16 protein-coding genes are annotated in these 15,418 nt (G+C 60.7%); 8 read left to right on the top strand and 8 right to left on the bottom strand.

What is annotated here, in order from left to right; genetic code table 11:
- The first annotated feature begins 111 nt into the window (after positions 1-111).
- The 4 genes from AACY31_RS04160 to AACY31_RS04145 are packed head-to-tail and all read left to right on the top strand — an operon-like array spanning position 112 to position 2,851.
- Positions 112-423: a hypothetical protein gene (locus tag AACY31_RS04160; RefSeq protein WP_339476353.1), complete on the top strand. Its 312-nt coding sequence runs from the start codon at positions 112-114 to the stop codon at positions 421-423.
- On the top strand, positions 423-1,283 hold the full coding sequence (locus AACY31_RS04155; RefSeq protein ID WP_339503896.1) for a DUF72 domain-containing protein: 861 nt from the start codon (positions 423-425) through the stop codon (positions 1,281-1,283). Before AACY31_RS04160 ends, AACY31_RS04155 begins: the two co-directional genes overlap by 1 nt.
- A 31-nt stretch (positions 1,284-1,314) precedes the next feature.
- A complete protein-coding gene (locus AACY31_RS04150; RefSeq protein WP_339503894.1) occupies positions 1,315-2,136 on the top strand; it encodes an isocitrate lyase/PEP mutase family protein in 822 nt (273 codons plus the stop codon).
- A 16-nt stretch (positions 2,137-2,152) separates the two neighbouring features.
- Positions 2,153-2,851 carry an extensin-like domain-containing protein gene (locus tag AACY31_RS04145; protein ID WP_339476345.1) on the top strand — a complete coding sequence of 233 codons (699 nt, stop codon included), beginning with the start codon at positions 2,153-2,155 and terminating at the stop codon, positions 2,849-2,851.
- 84 nt (positions 2,852-2,935) lie between these two features.
- Here AACY31_RS04145 and AACY31_RS04140 read toward each other — a convergent pair whose 3' ends face one another.
- Entirely contained in the window at positions 2,936-3,556 is a 621-nt protein-coding gene (locus AACY31_RS04140; RefSeq protein WP_339476343.1) for an energy transducer TonB, read from the bottom strand.
- A gap of 108 nt (positions 3,557-3,664) precedes the next feature.
- Here AACY31_RS04140 and AACY31_RS04135 point away from each other — a divergent pair, with 108 nt between their 5' ends.
- Positions 3,665-4,447: a class I SAM-dependent methyltransferase gene (locus AACY31_RS04135; protein WP_339476341.1), complete on the top strand. Its 783-nt coding sequence runs from the start codon at positions 3,665-3,667 to the stop codon at positions 4,445-4,447.
- 116 nt (positions 4,448-4,563) lie between these two features.
- Here the strand turns inward: AACY31_RS04135 and AACY31_RS04130 are convergent, their stop codons facing one another.
- Positions 4,564-5,199, bottom strand: coding sequence for a TetR/AcrR family transcriptional regulator (locus AACY31_RS04130; RefSeq protein WP_339476335.1), 636 nt, complete (start codon positions 5,197-5,199; stop codon positions 4,564-4,566).
- A 94-nt stretch (positions 5,200-5,293) separates the two neighbouring features.
- Between AACY31_RS04130 and AACY31_RS04125 the strand changes: the two genes are divergently transcribed.
- The gene (locus AACY31_RS04125; protein ID WP_339476333.1) at positions 5,294-6,394 is read left to right on the top strand and encodes an efflux RND transporter periplasmic adaptor subunit; all 1,101 of its coding nucleotides are present in this window, start codon (positions 5,294-5,296) and stop codon (positions 6,392-6,394) included.
- Positions 6,395-6,400: 6 nt separating this feature from the next.
- Positions 6,401-9,466, top strand: a complete 3,066-nt coding sequence (locus tag AACY31_RS04120) for an efflux RND transporter permease subunit (protein WP_339476330.1) — start codon at positions 6,401-6,403, stop codon at positions 9,464-9,466.
- A gap of 135 nt (positions 9,467-9,601) precedes the next feature.
- Here AACY31_RS04120 and AACY31_RS04115 read toward each other — a convergent pair whose 3' ends face one another.
- From AACY31_RS04115 to plsB, 5 genes are all read right to left on the bottom strand, one after another.
- Positions 9,602-10,291 carry a DUF4197 domain-containing protein gene (locus tag AACY31_RS04115; RefSeq protein ID WP_339476327.1) on the bottom strand — a complete coding sequence of 230 codons (690 nt, stop codon included), beginning with the start codon at positions 10,289-10,291 and terminating at the stop codon, positions 9,602-9,604.
- A 32-nt stretch (positions 10,292-10,323) separates the two neighbouring features.
- Positions 10,324-10,728 (bottom strand): YbaY family lipoprotein, encoded by a 405-nt coding sequence (locus AACY31_RS04110; RefSeq protein WP_339492257.1) that lies wholly within the window; start codon positions 10,726-10,728, stop codon positions 10,324-10,326.
- A 185-nt stretch (positions 10,729-10,913) separates the two neighbouring features.
- A complete protein-coding gene (locus AACY31_RS04105) occupies positions 10,914-11,249 on the bottom strand; it encodes a YbaY family lipoprotein (protein ID WP_339492258.1) in 336 nt (111 codons plus the stop codon).
- 113 nt (positions 11,250-11,362) lie between these two features.
- Positions 11,363-11,710: a hypothetical protein gene (locus AACY31_RS04100; RefSeq protein ID WP_339476320.1), complete on the bottom strand. Its 348-nt coding sequence runs from the start codon at positions 11,708-11,710 to the stop codon at positions 11,363-11,365.
- A 188-nt stretch (positions 11,711-11,898) separates the two neighbouring features.
- Positions 11,899-14,397 (bottom strand): glycerol-3-phosphate 1-O-acyltransferase PlsB, encoded by a 2,499-nt coding sequence (gene plsB / locus AACY31_RS04095; RefSeq protein ID WP_339476317.1) that lies wholly within the window; start codon positions 14,395-14,397, stop codon positions 11,899-11,901.
- A 249-nt stretch (positions 14,398-14,646) separates the two neighbouring features.
- On the opposite strand from plsB, the gene AACY31_RS04090 reads away from it, so the two are divergent.
- Complete coding sequence (locus AACY31_RS04090) at positions 14,647-14,856, top strand: cold shock domain-containing protein (RefSeq protein ID WP_003198198.1); 210 nt, start codon at positions 14,647-14,649, stop codon at positions 14,854-14,856.
- A 162-nt stretch (positions 14,857-15,018) separates the two neighbouring features.
- On the opposite strand, the gene AACY31_RS04085 is transcribed toward AACY31_RS04090, so the two are convergent.
- Positions 15,019-15,396, bottom strand: a complete 378-nt coding sequence (locus AACY31_RS04085) for a hypothetical protein (protein ID WP_053182357.1) — start codon at positions 15,394-15,396, stop codon at positions 15,019-15,021.
- Positions 15,397-15,418: the final 22 nt, after the last annotated feature.

The raw sequence follows: 15,418 nt of genomic DNA, 5'->3' as shown, positions 1-15,418 counted from the left end.
TTACCCCGTTTTTAAACCTTTTAGGCTTTATGTGCTCTAGTTATCACTTGTGCATTTGCGCGGCTGTGAAAGTGCCGCTAAATTGCCATCATTGATACCGAGCATTCTGTTATGCGTATAGACGGCTTTTCCTCCCAGTCCTACCCCATCAAGCGCAAGCCTCGTGCAGGCAAAGTCGCTGAGCAAGAGTCCTTCGATGATGATATCGATGGCGAACTGGAGTTTCCGTCTGAAGAGCAATTGGCCGCCCGTGCCGCCAAAGCTTCCGCGCAACGCCTGAGCAATCTCCCCGCCCGTCAGCAAGACATGCTTTACCACCGTGCGATGAGCCGCAGTGTCGCCACGGCCCTGGCGAGCTACCTGAGTACCGCCGGTTTCGTCGATTGGGATATGGAAGTGCTGGGACTCGATCTCTACATCTGATGGTCTTGCCTTACTACCTGGGCTGCCCCTCCTGGAGCGAAAACGCCTGGCGCGATTACCTTTATCCCCAGGACGCCAAAAGCACCGACTTCCTGAATCTCTATTCCCAAGTGTTCAATGCTGTGGAAGGCAATACGACCTTCTACGCCAGCCCGTCTGCGGCCGTCTTGCGGCGTTGGGCCGAGACCATGCCCGAGCACTTTCGCTTCACCGCCAAATTCCCCGGTGACATCAGCCACAATGGCGACTTGCGCGAGCGCCTGACGGCCACCGAAACCTTCCTGCAATTGCTCAGCCCCTTGGGTGAGCGTGTCTCGCCGTACTGGCTGCAACTGTCCAAGGCTTTCACCCCGAATCGGTTGCCGGAACTGGCAGGGTTCATCGACGCCTTGCAGCGCCCCTTGGCCGTGGAGGTCCGTCATGATGAGTTCTTTGCCAAGGGCGATGCCGAACGGCGCCTCAACCGCTTGTTGCTCGATCGCGGTGTCGAACGCATCTGTCTCGATCCCCGGGCCTTGTTCAGTTGCACCTCGCTTGATCCTGCCGTGCTTCATGCGCAATCGAAAAAGCCCCGGGTGCCGCCCCGGCCAGCGGCGTTCACCCAATGCCCGCAAGTGCGCTTTATCGGCCATCCGGTGCTGGAAGCCAACGAGCCGTTCCTGACGCCGTGGGTGGAGAAAATCGCCGGATGGATCGAAGAGGGGCGTACCCCCTATATCTTCCTGCACACCGCCGATAACCTGCTGGCGGCGAAACTGGCGCAACGCTTCCACGCTCGCCTGATGAGTCGTTTGCCTGGCTTGCCGGCCCTGCCTGAGCTATATAGAGAGCCCGCCGCCGAGCAACTGGGTTTGCTCTGAGGCCAACCCTCTCTGCTCAGGAGCGAACTACATGGATGCGCAAACTCGTCGAGCCCAGGCGTTCAAGGCCTTGCACGAACGTGAAGGGGCTTTTGTCATTCCCAACCCGTGGGATGCCGGGTCCGCCAAGATGTTGGCCAGCCTCGGCTTCGAGGCCTTGGCGACCACCAGTGCCGGCCACGCCTTTTCCTTGGGCCGGCCCGATGGTGCGCTGGGCCTGGAGGACACGCTGGCCAACGTGCGGGCGATTGTGGCCGCCACCGATCTACCTGTGGCCGTGGACCTGGAGAACGGTTTTGCCGATGCCCCCGACGATTGTGCGCGTAACCTGCTCCGTGCAGCGCAGGCTGGTGCGGTGGGCGGTTCGATCGAAGATGCCACGGGACGCGAAGACAGCCCGATCTATTGCTTCGACCATGCCGTGGCGCGGGTCAAGGCCGCCGCCGACGCCGTGCGCAGCTTGCCGTATCCCTTTCTGCTGACGGCCCGCGCGGAGAACTTCCTGCACGGCAATCCGGACCTGGAGGACACCATTGGCCGCTTGAAGGCCTTCGCCGACGCGGGGGCCGACGTGTTGTATGCCCCGGGGCTGAGCAGCGCCGAGCAAGTGCTCGCCGTGGTGCGGGCCGTAGCGCCGAAACCGGTGAACGTGCTGATGTCCGGGGCGCTGGACCTGACCGTCGCGCAGTTGAGCGAGTTGGGCGTCAAGCGCATCAGTGTCGGATCGGCGTTGGCCCTGGCCGCGTATGGCGAGTTCTTCCGCGCCGCCGAAGAAATCCAGCAGCAGGGCACGTTCACCTTCACGCGCCGATCGATGCCGTTCAAGCAGGCCAACCAATTATTCAAGGGTTGATACCCGAGGCAACGTCGTGCGGTTTTTGAAAGTTCTTGCGGTCGTGGCACTGCTCGTTGGCGTTGCAGGGCTGGGGGTATGGCGCGGTTGGGTGGCGCTGCCGCCCCAATGGAATCCCTGGGCGCCCCTGAACGTCAACCTTGCGCCCAACCTGCTGACCCGCTTCAAGCTCATGGCCCTGCGCAACGACCCGCAGTTGTGTGACCAGGCCCTCGCCACCTCGGGGCTGCGCACCGCTCGCCAGGCCGACAGCCGCTCCCAGGCCGATTGCCCGCTGAACAATGTGCTGAGGGTACAGGGCGGTGACGTGGCGTTGAGCAGCAGTTTCCTCGCCAGTTGTCCGCTGGCCGTGGCCTTCGCGCTGTTCGAGCGCCATGGGTTGCAGCCGGCGGCAATGGCGGTCTACGGGCAGAAAGTGACGCGGGTCGATCACCTTGGCAGTTTTGCCTGTCGCAATATGTACGGTCGTGAGAGCGGGGCGCGTAGCCAGCACGCCACCGCCAGCGCGCTGGACATTGCCGGGTTTCGCCTGGCCGATGGGCGCACGGTCAGCGTGCTCAAGGACTGGCCCAAGGACAATGCCGATGCGCGCTTCCTGCGTCAGGCCCGCGACGGCGCCTGCGATATGTTCAGTGTGGTCTTGAGTCCCGATTACAACGCGGCGCACCGCAACCATTTTCATCTGGACGTGGGGCCATGGTGGATCTGTCGCTGAGTGCCCTGTTTCGCAAATACGCTTCTTTTTTGACGACGACAGACGCCATCAAAAAGGAACAGTATTTGTGATACAGGCCCCCCGTCAGGCGGCGATGCGCAGGTTCTGCAGCACGATCGGACGTGCCCAGCGGGTGTCGAAATCCAGTTGTTTTTGCTGCGCCACCAATTCCTCTTCCGGGAAGGGCGGGAACGGCTTGTCCAGCAGGTCGAGTTCGAACTCGGCAATCGGCAGGTGCAGTGGGCGCGGTTGTGGTGCCGGACCGGGTTCCGGCAGCGGTTGGCCGGCGGTCAGGACGAGGGGGCGAACCCAGTTGCTTTCGAAGGTCTGCTGTTTTTGCTGGGCAGCGATTTCTTCCACAGGGAAGGGCGGGAAGGGTTTGTCCAACAGGTCGAGTTCGAATTCAGCGATGGGCAGGAACAGCGGTTCAGGCGGCTTGACCGGCGTTTCGGTCACTTCGCAAGTGCGCTGGCTGACGATGTGCTCCAGCAATTCGGCGCCGAGGGTGGGTTCAACGGCCTCATCGAGGGCCACTGGCTGGTAGCTGCCAGGTGCCGGTGCGCTATCACCCAGTTGATCGGCCAGGGCCCGGGCAAAAAAATCCTGCCACAGGTGACTGACGCCGCTCAGCGCTTGGGTATTGCGCAGGCTGTAATCGCCGTAAGGGGAGATAACGCCTATCGATGTGGATTGAATGTCTGACATTTTTCTCGGTCGACGCTCAGCTCTGGCAAAATGCCGTTCACCGTTGTTATCGGCCGTTTTTGCCGATCCTTAATTTTTTGAGCATGTTTCCATGAATGAACAACTTCTATGAGTGAGCAACCTGCGGCCTGCCGCATCCACGTCGAGGCCCTGGCCCCGGCCTTCCAGCCGCAGGCCGAGCACTGGGCCGAGCGGCTTGGCCTGCCTTTGCAGGGCGGCGATGGCGAGTTTGCCTTGCAGGTCGGCGAACAGGGGTTGCAATTGCAGCAACTGGGGCCGGATGCGCCTGGGCCGGTGCGTGTGGACTTCGTCGAGGGCGGTGCCGCCCATCGGCGTTTGTACGGTGGCGGCAGTGGCCAGATGATCGCCAAGGCGGTCGGCATTGCCCAGGGAGTGCGTCCGCGGGTGCTGGATGCCACAGCCGGGTTGGGCAAGGATGCGTTTGTGTTGGCCAGCCTGGGCTGCGAAATGAGCCTGATCGAGCGTCAACCGCTGATTGGGGTTCTGCTGGAGGATGGCCTGGCTCGCGCAGCGGAGGACTTCGACGTGGCGCCGATCGTGGCGCGCATGCGTTTGCTCAAGGGCAACTCCATCGAAGTGATGCGCCACTGGGAAGGCGAGCCGCCCCAGGTGATCTACCTGGACCCGATGTTCCCCCATCGTGAGAAAACCGCCCTGGTGAAGAAGGAAATGCGCTTGTTCCGCCCCCTGGTGGGCGATGATCCGGATGCCCCGGCGCTGCTCGCCGCGGCCTTGGCCTTGGCAACTCACCGGGTGGTGGTCAAGCGACCGCGCAAGGCCCCGTGTATCGACGGGCCGAAGCCGAGCCATGGGCTCGATGGCAAATCCAGTCGCTACGACATCTACCCCAAGAAAGCGCTCAAGCCCTGAGCGCGCGTCGCCTGCATCGCGAGCAAGCTCCCACGATCTGTGTGTTCATCAAACCCTGTGGGAGCGAGCCTGCTTGCGATGAGGCCCTTCCAGCCAGCAGAAGGCTACCGGTCGAGCTAAGGCCGATAAGCCCGCATGAACAACCCCACCACTTCCTGCACATGAGCCTCGGCGCCTTCCGGTTCCGGGGCTGGGCCGCAACCAGACAACAACCGGAAATTCGCCGCGCCCTTGATCAGGCAGAAGAAATGCTCGGCGGCATTGCGCGGTTTATCGATGCTCAGGGCACCGCTCTGGTTGATCTTGATCAGCAGCCGCTCCATGCCTGAGAGCATCCGCTGTGGGCCTGCTTCGTAGAAAATCATCGACAGCTTCGGGTCCTGACTGCCCAGGGCCATGATCACCCGATGCAGGTTCACCGATTCCTCGCTGCTGATGAGTTGGTGAAAGCCACGGGCGATGTTCAGCAGCACGTGTTCGATCGGAACACCGTCCGGCCATTCGAAAAACAGCGTCGGCACCTGTTCTTCGCACTTGGCGATCACCGCAGCGGAGAACAGGGTCTCCTTGTCGTTGAAGTGACTGTAGACCGTCAGCTTCGAGACCCCTGCCTCGGTAGCGACGGCGTCCATGCTCGTACTGGCGTAACCCGTGCTCACGAACAGGCGCTTGGCCGCGTCGAGAATGGCCTGGCGCTTGGCCAGATCCTTGGGACGGCCGGGGCCGGAGGGGGGTGAAGGATTGTTCGACATTTTTTCGCTTTAATACTGGACTGGTGAGTTTGCTATTAATAACATACTCGCCAGTATAATTATTCCAAGCACCATTAGCGAAAGGTCACTCGCCATGTTCCGCTATGTCCTGCCCCTCGCCGTGCCAGTCACCTTGGCTTTTTTATTGTCTGCGTGTGGTCAGGACGAACCGGTCGCGGTCGCCGTGCGCCCTGCCATGGTGGTCAAACCACAGCCTTCAACCCAGGCGATGGACAGTTACCCCGGCGAAGTGCGGGCACGATTCGAGCCCGAACTGGCCTTTCGCATTGGCGGCAAGGTGAGCCGACGGCTGGTCGAAGAGGGGCAGCGGGTCAAGGCCAATCAACCGTTGGCCGAACTCGATCCTGAGGATGTGCGCCTGCAACTGGAAGCGACCCGTGCCCAGGTCGCCGCCGCCGAGGCCAACTTGAACCTGGTACGCGCCGAGCGTGACCGCTACAAAACCTTGATGGAACGGCAGATGGTCAGCCGCTCCAAGTACGACAATGCCGAGAACCTTTACCGCTCCGGCACCGCGCGGCTCAAGCAGATCAAGGCCGTGTTCGATGTCGCCAACAACCAGGCCGGCTATTCGGTACTGCGTGCGCCCCAGGATGGCGTGGTCGCCCGGCGTTCGGTGGAAGTCGGCCAGGTGGTGTCAGCCGGGCAAACCGTCTTCACCCTAGCCACCGACGGCGAGCGTGAAGTGCTGATCAACCTGCCGGAACAGGGGTTTGGCCGGTTCAAGATCGGCCAGCCGGTTTCGGTCGAACTGTGGAGCCAGCCCGGCCAGCGTTTCAGTGGGCGCATTCGCGAGCTATCGCCGGCCGCCGACCCCAAGTCTCGCACCTTCGCCGCCCGTGTGGCTTTCACCGCTGGCAGTGTTCCGGCCGAGTTGGGCCAGAGCGCCCGGGTTTCTATCCAGGCCGCCGAAAAGGTGCCGCTGTCGGTGCCTTTGTCGGCCCTGACGGCTGAAAGTGGCGCGACCTATGTCTGGGTGGTCAACGCCAACAACACCCTGAAAAAAGTCCCGGTGCGGGTCGGCGCCTTCGGCGAAAAGACCGTTCCGGTGCTTGAAGGCCTCAGCCCCGATGACTGGGTGGTGGCGGCCGGCGTGCATGTGCTCCTCGACGGCCAGCAGGTGCGGCCGGTGGATCGCTCTAACCGCCTGGTCAACTTGACGGCCAAGGAGTAATCCCCGATGGGTTTCAATCTTTCCGAATGGGCGCTGCGTAACCGCCAGATCGTACTGTTCCTGATGCTTTTGCTGGCGATCGTTGGCGCGCTTTCCTACACCAAGCTCGGCCAGAGCGAAGACCCGCCGTTCACCTTCAAGGCCATGGTCGTCCGCACCAACTGGCCGGGCGCCACGGCCGAGGAAGTCTCGCGACAGGTCACTGAGCGCATTGAAAAGAAGCTGATGGAAACCGGCGATTACGAAAGAATCGTCTCGTTCTCCCGACCGGGGGAGTCCCAGGTGACCTTCATGGCACGCGACTCCCTGCATTCGGCGCAGATTCCCGAGCTGTGGTACCAGATCCGCAAGAAGATCAGTGACATTCGCCACACCTTGCCGCCGGGTATCCAGGGGCCATTTTTCAACGATGAGTTCGGCACCACCTTCGGCAACATCTACGCGCTGACCGGCGAGGGTTTCGACTACGCCGTGCTCAAGGACTACGCCGATCGCATCCAGATCCAGCTGCAGCGGGTCAAGGACGTGGGCAAGGTCGAACTGCTCGGCTTGCAGGACGAGAAGATCTGGATCGAACTGTCGAACGTCAAACTGGCGACCCTCGGCTTGCCCTTGGCGGTGGTCCAGCAGGCCCTGGAAGAGCAGAACACAGTATCGAGCGCAGGCTTCTTCGAAACGAGCAGCGAGCGATTGCAGCTACGGGTTTCGGGGAATTTCCAGTCTGTGGAAGAGATCCGCAACTTTCCGATCCGGGTCGCCGATCGTACGTTCCGTATCAGTGATGTGGCCGATGTGCGCCGTGGTTTCAACGACCCACCGGCGCCACGCATGCGCTTCATGGGGGAGGACGCCATCGGCTTGGCGGTGGCTATGAAGGACGGCGGTGACATCTTGGTGCTGGGCAAGGCCCTTGAGGTCGATTTTGCCCGTATCCAGAACACACTTCCGGCCGGCATGCAATTGCGCAAGGTGTCGGATCAGCCCGCGGCGGTGAAGACCGGGGTCGGTGAGTTCGTCCAGGTGCTGGTGGAAGCGCTGACGATTGTGTTGCTGGTGAGCTTCTTCTCCCTGGGGCTGCGCACCGGGATGGTGGTGGCCCTGGCGATCCCGTTGGTGTTGGCGATGACCTTCGCCGCGATGTATTACCTGGGGATCGGCCTGCACAAGATTTCCCTCGGCGCGCTGGTCTTGGCGCTGGGGCTGCTGGTGGACGACGCGATCATTGCGGTGGAAATGATGGCGATCAAGATGGAGCAGGGCTTCGACCGGATCAAGGCCGCCAGTTTTGCGTGGACCAGCACGGCGTTCCCGATGCTCACCGGTACGTTGATCACCGCGGCCGGCTTCCTGCCCATCGCCACCGCGCAATCGGGCACCGGCGAATACACCCGCTCGATTTTCCAGGTCGTGACGCTGGCGTTGCTGGCGTCCTGGGTGGTTGCCGTGGTGTTTGTGCCGTACTTGGGTGAGAAGCTTCTGCCGGACCTGGCGAAAATTCACGCGGCCAAACATGGCACGGCTGACGGCCAGACCGACCCTTACGGCACGCCGTTTTATCAGCGTGTCCGGCGGATGGTGGAGTGGTGCGTGCGTCGCCGCAAAACCGTCATCACCCTGACCGTGCTGTTGTTTGTCGGCTCGGTGGTGTTGTTCCGTTTCGTGCCGCAACAGTTCTTCCCGGCCTCGGGGCGTCTGGAGCTGATGGTCGACCTGAAACTGCAGGAAGGCGCCTCCCTGAGCAACACCGCCGAGCAGGTCAAGCGCCTTGAAGCGCTGCTCAAGGACCACGAGGGCATCGACAATTACGTGGCCTACGTTGGCACCGGTTCTCCGCGTTTCTACTTGCCGCTGGATCAACAACTGCCAGCGTCCAGCTTCGCCCAGTTTGTGGTGCTGGCCAAGACCATCGAAGACCGCGAGCCCTTGCGCAGTTGGTTGATCGCGACCCTGAACGAACAGTTCCCCACCCTGCGTTCGCGGGTCACACGCCTGGAAAACGGCCCGCCGGTCGGCTACCCGGTGCAGTTTCGCGTCACGGGCGAGCACATCGAAGAGGTCCGCGCCCTGGCGCGCAAAGTGGCGGTCAAAGTTCGCGAAAACCCCTACGTGACCAATGTGCACCTGGACTGGGAAGAGCCGAGCAAGGTGGTGTACCTGAACGTCGATCAAGACCGTGCCCGAGCCCTGGGTGTCAGCACCGCCGGCCTGGCGAGTTTTCTGCGCAGCTCCCTCACTGGCTCCAGCGTCAGCCAGTACCGGGAAGACAACGAACTGATCGAAATCCTGCTGCGTGGCACGGTGCACGAGCGCACTGAGCTGTCGTTGCTGCCGAGCCTGGCAGTGCCGACCGACAACGGCAAGAGCGTTGCTCTGTCGCAGATTGCGACCCTGGAGTACGGTTTCGAAGAAGGCGTGATCTGGCACCGCAACCGCCTGCCGAGCGTGACCGTACGGGCCGATATCTACGGCAAGGAACAACCTGCGACCCTGGTGCAGCAGATATTCCCGACCCTGGAGCCGATTCGTGCGCAACTGCCGGACGGTTACCTGCTGGAGGTGGGCGGTACGGTAGAGGACTCGACCCGGGGCCAGAAATCGGTGAATGCCGGTGTGCCGCTGTTCATCGTGGTGGTGTTGACGTTGCTGATGCTGCAACTGCGCAGTTTCTCACGCACGGCCATGGTGTTTCTCACCGCGCCGCTGGGATTGATCGGTGTCACGCTGTTTCTGCTGGTGTTCCGCCAGCCGTTTGGTTTCGTCGCCATGCTGGGCACTATCGCGCTGTCGGGGATGATCATGCGCAACTCGGTGATCCTGGTGGACCAAATCGAACAGGACATCAAGGCGGGGCTCGCGCCCTGGCAGGCGATCATCGAAGCGACGGTACGCCGCTTCCGCCCGATTGTGCTCACCGCACTGGCGGCGGTGCTGGCGATGATCCCGTTGTCGCGCAGCCTGTTCTTTGGGCCAATGGCCGTGGCGATCATGGGCGGCTTGATCGTGGCCACGGCGTTGACGCTGTTGTTCCTGCCGGCGTTGTATGCGGCGTGGTTCAGGGTCAAGAAGACTTGAGCCGATTCTGATAGCACTGAAGATCAAGTGTGGGAGCGAGCCTGCTCGCGATAGCGGTGCAATAGCCAACAGAGATGTTACGGCTGATACCGCTATCGCGAGCAGGCTCGCTCCCACAGTGTTTTTGCGCTTGGCTTAGAGGGTACCAAACACCTTCTTCGCCAAACTGGTCGCCGCCGCCGCCGGGTTCTGGCGAATGGTGGCTTCCTGCTTGCCGATCATCTCGAACAAGCCGTCCAGCGCCTGCTCGGTCACGTAGTTTTCGATGTTGGCGCTCTTGGCGTCCAGCACGCCGAAGGTCGCGGCCTGGCCGGCGAAGGCATTGTATTTCTGCGCCAGGCCGACCTTGTCGGTGGCTTGCTTGACGATGGGCAGGAACTTGGCGCGGATCTGCTCGTGGCTGCTCTTGTTCAGGTATTGCGTGGCCGAATCGTTGCCACCGCTCAAGATGCCTTTGGCATCGCTTACGCTCATGTTCTTCACGGCATTGACCAGGATCGGCTGGGCCTGGACCACGGCGGCTTCGGCAGCCTGGTTCATGCTGGTTTCCAGCTGATCGACCTGCTCACCCATGCCGAAAGCTTTCATCTTGCTGGCGACTTTGCCGAGCTTGCCTGGCAACTCGATCTTCACATCCGGGTTGTTGCTGAAGCCGCCGGGTGTACCCAGTTGCTTGACCGCTACCTGCGCGCCTTGGGTCAAGGCGTCCTTGAGACCGCCCGTGGCGTCTTTTTGCGACAGGTCGCCCAGGGACAGGGCCATGGCATTGGCGCAGATCAGCAGGCCTGCACACAGGCCGGTGAAACGGAGGGTTGAGCGAAGCATGATGGCGTCCTTGATGAAAGTTGGAAAAGGAATCAGCGTGCGGCGTTGACGCGGATCTTCAACGGCTGCGGATCCTTGCCATCGAGTTGCACGGCGTGTTGTTCAGTGGTGATGAACATCAACTGGCCGTCCACTTCGATGCGGGCGCTCACGGCATAACGATGGCCGGGCTTGACCTGGGCCGGATCATAACTGAGGTGGAACGGCAACGGGACCTGGCCTTTGATCGGGCCGCTCTGCTCATCGAGTACCACCGCAGGGGCGTCGGCCAGGGAAATGTCCTGCAGGCTCACGCTCAAGGTCGCGTTGGGCGGCAGGGCGATGCGTTGCAGATAGAACACTTCTCCATCGAGGTTCTGGGTGGATGCGCTGGGCGGGAATGACGACTGGCAAGCGGTCAGCAAGGCAATGAATGCGAACAGAACGAGTTTTTTCATTTGGAAGTACCTTTTTGCTTTGACGCCAGCAACGTGTTGGCGTCAGAGCGAATCTGGAGCATCAAGAGGTAAAAATCCAGCCGAAGCGTCACTGCCCAGGTGATTCTTTCACCCCTCGATGCGTGAAACTCAAACGCCAAACGCACTGCCTATTCTTGAATAGGTGGGTTTATGGAGCATATGTATTAAACCGAAGTCATCAGTATCTCGATCGGTTTCAAGTAATTGGCGCGAGGGTCGACGGTATGAGTCTTTTTAGTGATGAAACGTAGTTCCCCCTCCGTTTCGATACGCACCCTGATCCCATAGGTATGATTTTCGATAATAGCCGATTCGGGCACTCGGAGTTCGAAACCCAGGCCGGCGGTTTCGGCGTTTTTAATAACGCAAGTGACAACGGTTTCAGCCGGTGCGTCAGCGACACTGATATCTTCAAGGAACGCATAGAGAGTTGAGTCGGGAGCCAGGCTGATTTTTTCCAGATAGTAGGCGATGCAAGAAATGTTGTAGTAGTTGTCCACAGTAATGTCCTTATATTAAGTTTTTTGCCGTCAGTGGCGCGGGATGACACCAGCAACATGCTGGCGTCAAAGAGATGGGAGGCGCAGGTTCATACCCAATTGAACGTTGCGACTCAGGAGCCGAACGAGAGTTGCTGAGTGGTTTCGGTGTTCGATACTGGCGCAAGGGTCAGATTGACATCAACTTCCTGATCACCACCGTTCCAGATAAAGGTCTGGGGGGTATCAAGAAATAATGGGGTGGGGCTATTGATTTGCACTTTCAGCGAAAACTCCTCCCCTTTGGTGGCAACATCGCCATCAACGGTCAGGCTGACGATCCATGGCATTTTAGGTATTTGGTTGGAGCCACTACCACCGGAGGTATGCGGTGTTGTGAAGCTGATGTGAGTACCACCGCTTTCGGGTAGTTTATAGCCGTCAGGCAGGTGAATGGATGCTGTAATGGTATGTAAGCTCATGCTGAATTCCTTTTCAGTACGTCGACATTGACGTGAGCTCATCCTAGGGGCCTGCTCCAAAGTTCTCTGTAGGTCTTTTCTTTGTTTGACGTCGTCTTAGCCGCTTCGCAGCGTCGGAGTAGGCTCGTTAACTGCCCCATCAACTCACCGGAACCGTTCCATGGCTCTCGGTGAGAGATCGACAGTCTTCAACTGTCGGGGCTGACGGCGACCTCCGCGGCATCTTCACTGCGATGCAGCGCCACCTGGCGGATCGACAGGCGAATTTCCGCCGGCAGCACCCGCTTGGCCGCGCCTTCGGCCAGTTCGCCCAGCAACTCGTGGTAGCTGAGTTTACCGACCTCGTCGCGGCGCAGCACATCGAGGTCGAGCATCGTCTGGATGAAGTGGCGGAACAGGCTCTTGTCGAAGAACTCCGGCGCATTCAGGCCATGCAGGATCGACAGGCGCTGGGCCATGACGGTGCAGAGGTCCTCCAGTTCTTCGGCGCTGATGGTGTTCTGGCCGCTGTTGAGCAGCAGCGAAACGGTCATGTAAAAGCGTTGCAACGTCTGGGCGATACTTTTTGACAGCAGAGTCAGCAGCACGAAATGCCGCGAACTCGGCGCCGGACGCAGGTACAGGTCCTTTTCGAAACGCAGCAGGCCCTGTTCGACGAATGCTTCGAGCCACTGGTCGACCACGCCGTCGAGTTCTTCCAGCGACCAGCGAATGAACAACTCCGATTGCAGGTACGGGTACAACGCATGGGTGTAGCGCAGGATCTGCTCGCGGCTCATGCGCGAGCTGCTCTGGAAGAAGCTCGCCAGCAACGCCGGCAGGGCGAAGATGTGCAATACGTTGTTGCGGTAGTAGGTCATCAGTACCGCGTTCTGCTCATCCAGGTACAGGATCTTGCCCAGTGCATCGCTCTGTTCCGACAGCAAATCCATGCCTTTTACATGTTCGATCAGCGCCCGGCCATCGCCTTCGGGCAGGGTGGTGTGGGGTGAGTACGGGACTTTGCGCAACAACGCCAGGTACAGGTCGAGCACCCGCGCCATAGCGCGGTCGTCCAGGGCCAGGCGGCTGGTGGACAGCAGCGCCAGGGCGACGAGGTTGACTGGGTTGATCGCCGCGGCTTCGTTCAGGTGACGGGCCACGCGCTCGCCGAGGCGGTGGGTGGTCGCGTTGAGCCAGGCCGGTTTGAATTGCGGGCCCAGTTCCTGTTGGCGCCAACCCGGCTGTTCGCCGTCGAGGAACTCCGCCAACTTGATCGGTTCACCGAAGTTCACCGCCACCTGGCCAAAGCGTTGTTTGAGGGCGCCGATGACCTTGAAGATGTCGAAGATCGATTCTTTTTTCTTACTGGCCCCGCGCAGTTCGCCTAGGTAGGTGCGGCCCTCCAGTACCCGCTCATAACCGATGTAGACCGGCACGAACACGATGGGCATGCGCGACGAGCGCAGGAAGCTGCGCAGGGTGATGGCGAGCATGCCGGTTTTGGGTTGCAGCATGCGTCCGGTGCGCGAACGCCCGCCCTCGACGAAGTACTCCACCGGAAAGCCTTTGGTGAACAGCGTGTGCAGGTATTCGTTGAACACGGCGGTGTAGAGCGGGTTGCCCTTGAAGGTGCGGCGCATGAAGAACGCCCCGCCACGGCGCAGCAGGCTGCCGATTACCGGCATGTTGAGGTTGATGCCTGCGGCGATGTGCGGCGGCGTCAGGCCGTTGCGAAACAACAGGTATGACAGCAGCAGGTAGTCGATGTGGCTGCGGTGGCAGGGCACGTAGATGACTTCGTGGCCTTGGGCGACGTGCTGCACGCCTTCGATGTGGTTGACCTTGATGCCGTCGTAAATCTTGTTCCAGAACCAGCTCAGCACCACTTCCAGGAAACGGATCGCGGTGTAGGTATAGTCCGAGGCAATCTCGTTGCCGTAGCGCAGGGCCTGGGCCTTGGCTTTTTCGGCGGAGATGTTTTCCCGCTCGGCTTGCTCGGCAATCGCCTGCTTGACCAGCGGCTGGTTCAACAGGCCCTTGACCAGGTTGCGTCGGTGGGAGATGTCGGGGCCGATGACCGCGGCTTTCAAATTGCGGAAGTGTACCCGCAGGATCCGCTGGGCCATGCGCACGGTGCGTTCGTGGCCCTTGTCGTGTTCGATCAGCTCGCGCAGGTGGATCGGCGCGGAGAATTGCACGCGGGTCTTGCGCCCCAAAATCATGATGCTCAACAGGCGACGCAGACGCCCAGTGACCGCCCAACTGTCGGCGAACAACAGCTTCCAGGGGCTGGATTCGCTATCGGGCGACTGTCCCCAGAACACGCTGACTGGAATGATCTGGGCGTCTTCGGCGGCATTGTGGGTCAGGGCGTTGACCAGCCGCGTCAGGGTCGGCGGCGCACCGCGCTTATCCTGGCGCCCGACCCAGTCCGGTGCTGGCGTCAGGTAGAAAAAGGCTGCCGGTTCCAGCAGGTTGCCCACCGAGACGGGCAGCACCGGACGGGGCAGACCGGCCTTGGTGCATTCGGTGTCGAGCACCGCCAGGTCAGTGAGCGAAGGATCTTGCAGGACGTAGAGCACCGGACGACTGCGGTCGAGGTTGAGGGAGAAGGACGACTGGTTGATCGTTTCGGAGCGAACCCAGAGGTACAACAGTCGGCGCAGGGTGCCAAACACAAGACGGCGGAAGGGGGAGCGGGTCATACGGCTTCTGCATGAGTGGATAAAACCGAGCGGCTGCTCGGGCCCGCTAGTGTGCCGGATTCATCGAAAATCGGCAAAAAGCGCCGAAATAAAGTCAGTTGAGAGTTTTCTCGGGTGTCATATACTCGGCCAGTGACTGCCACGGCCTTCCTTATGGAGGGACATGTGGTGGCTGAAGTTCGTACGGCTTTGCCTTTTGCGGTTGGGCGGGAAAAGCCGACTCAAAAAATAAAAATGGGAGTGAGCACCATGGCAGCACGGGAAACCGGCAGTGTGAAGTGGTTCAACGACGCGAAGGGCTACGGCTTCATCCAGCGTGAAGGCGGGGCGGATGTGTTCGTGCATTACCGCGCCATCCGCGGTGAAGGCCACCGTTCGCTGACCGAAGGCCAGCAGGTCGAGTACGCGGTCGTGGAAGGGCAGAAGGGCTTGCAGGCTGAGGATGTGGTGGGGTTGTAACCCCACTCTTGAAGCCATAGTAGATGCCCTGTGGGAGCAAAGCTTGCTCGCGACAGTGGTAGGTCAGCATGCATCGATGTTGAATGTACCTCCACCATCGCGAGCAAGCTTTACTCCCACAGCGCTCCCACATTTGGGGCTAGGCTGCACCTGAGACTGGCGTCACGCCGTCTTCCAGGTAATCTCTTCTTCCCCATCGGCACTGATGCGAATCCAGCGATCCGCCGATTCCTCGCCTTCTTCCTCGACCCATGACCCAGGCGCGCAGCGCACTTCGACGTTCAATGCGGCGAAGGCGGCGCGGGCGCAGGCGATGTCGTCTTCCCACGGGGTCTGGTCACTTTCCAGGTACAAGCTGTTCCATTTACCCACGGCCTTGGGCAGCCAGGTCACCGGGATGCTACCGGCCTTGCACTTGTAGGTCTGGCCTTTCTGGACCCAGTCGCTGCACGGGCCCAGGGCCTGGCCGAGCCAGGCGGCGATGGCCTTGTGGTCGACGTCGGCGTCTTTGAGGTAAATCTCGATATCGGGTTGGCGCATGGATGTCCTCGCTGCGGTCTTG

The sequence above is a fragment of the Pseudomonas sp. RL_105y_Pfl2_101 genome (genome assembly GCF_963970585.1).
Classification (GTDB): Bacteria; Pseudomonadota; Gammaproteobacteria; order Pseudomonadales; family Pseudomonadaceae; genus Aquipseudomonas.
This window is presented reverse-complemented; position numbering and strand designations above follow the sequence as displayed.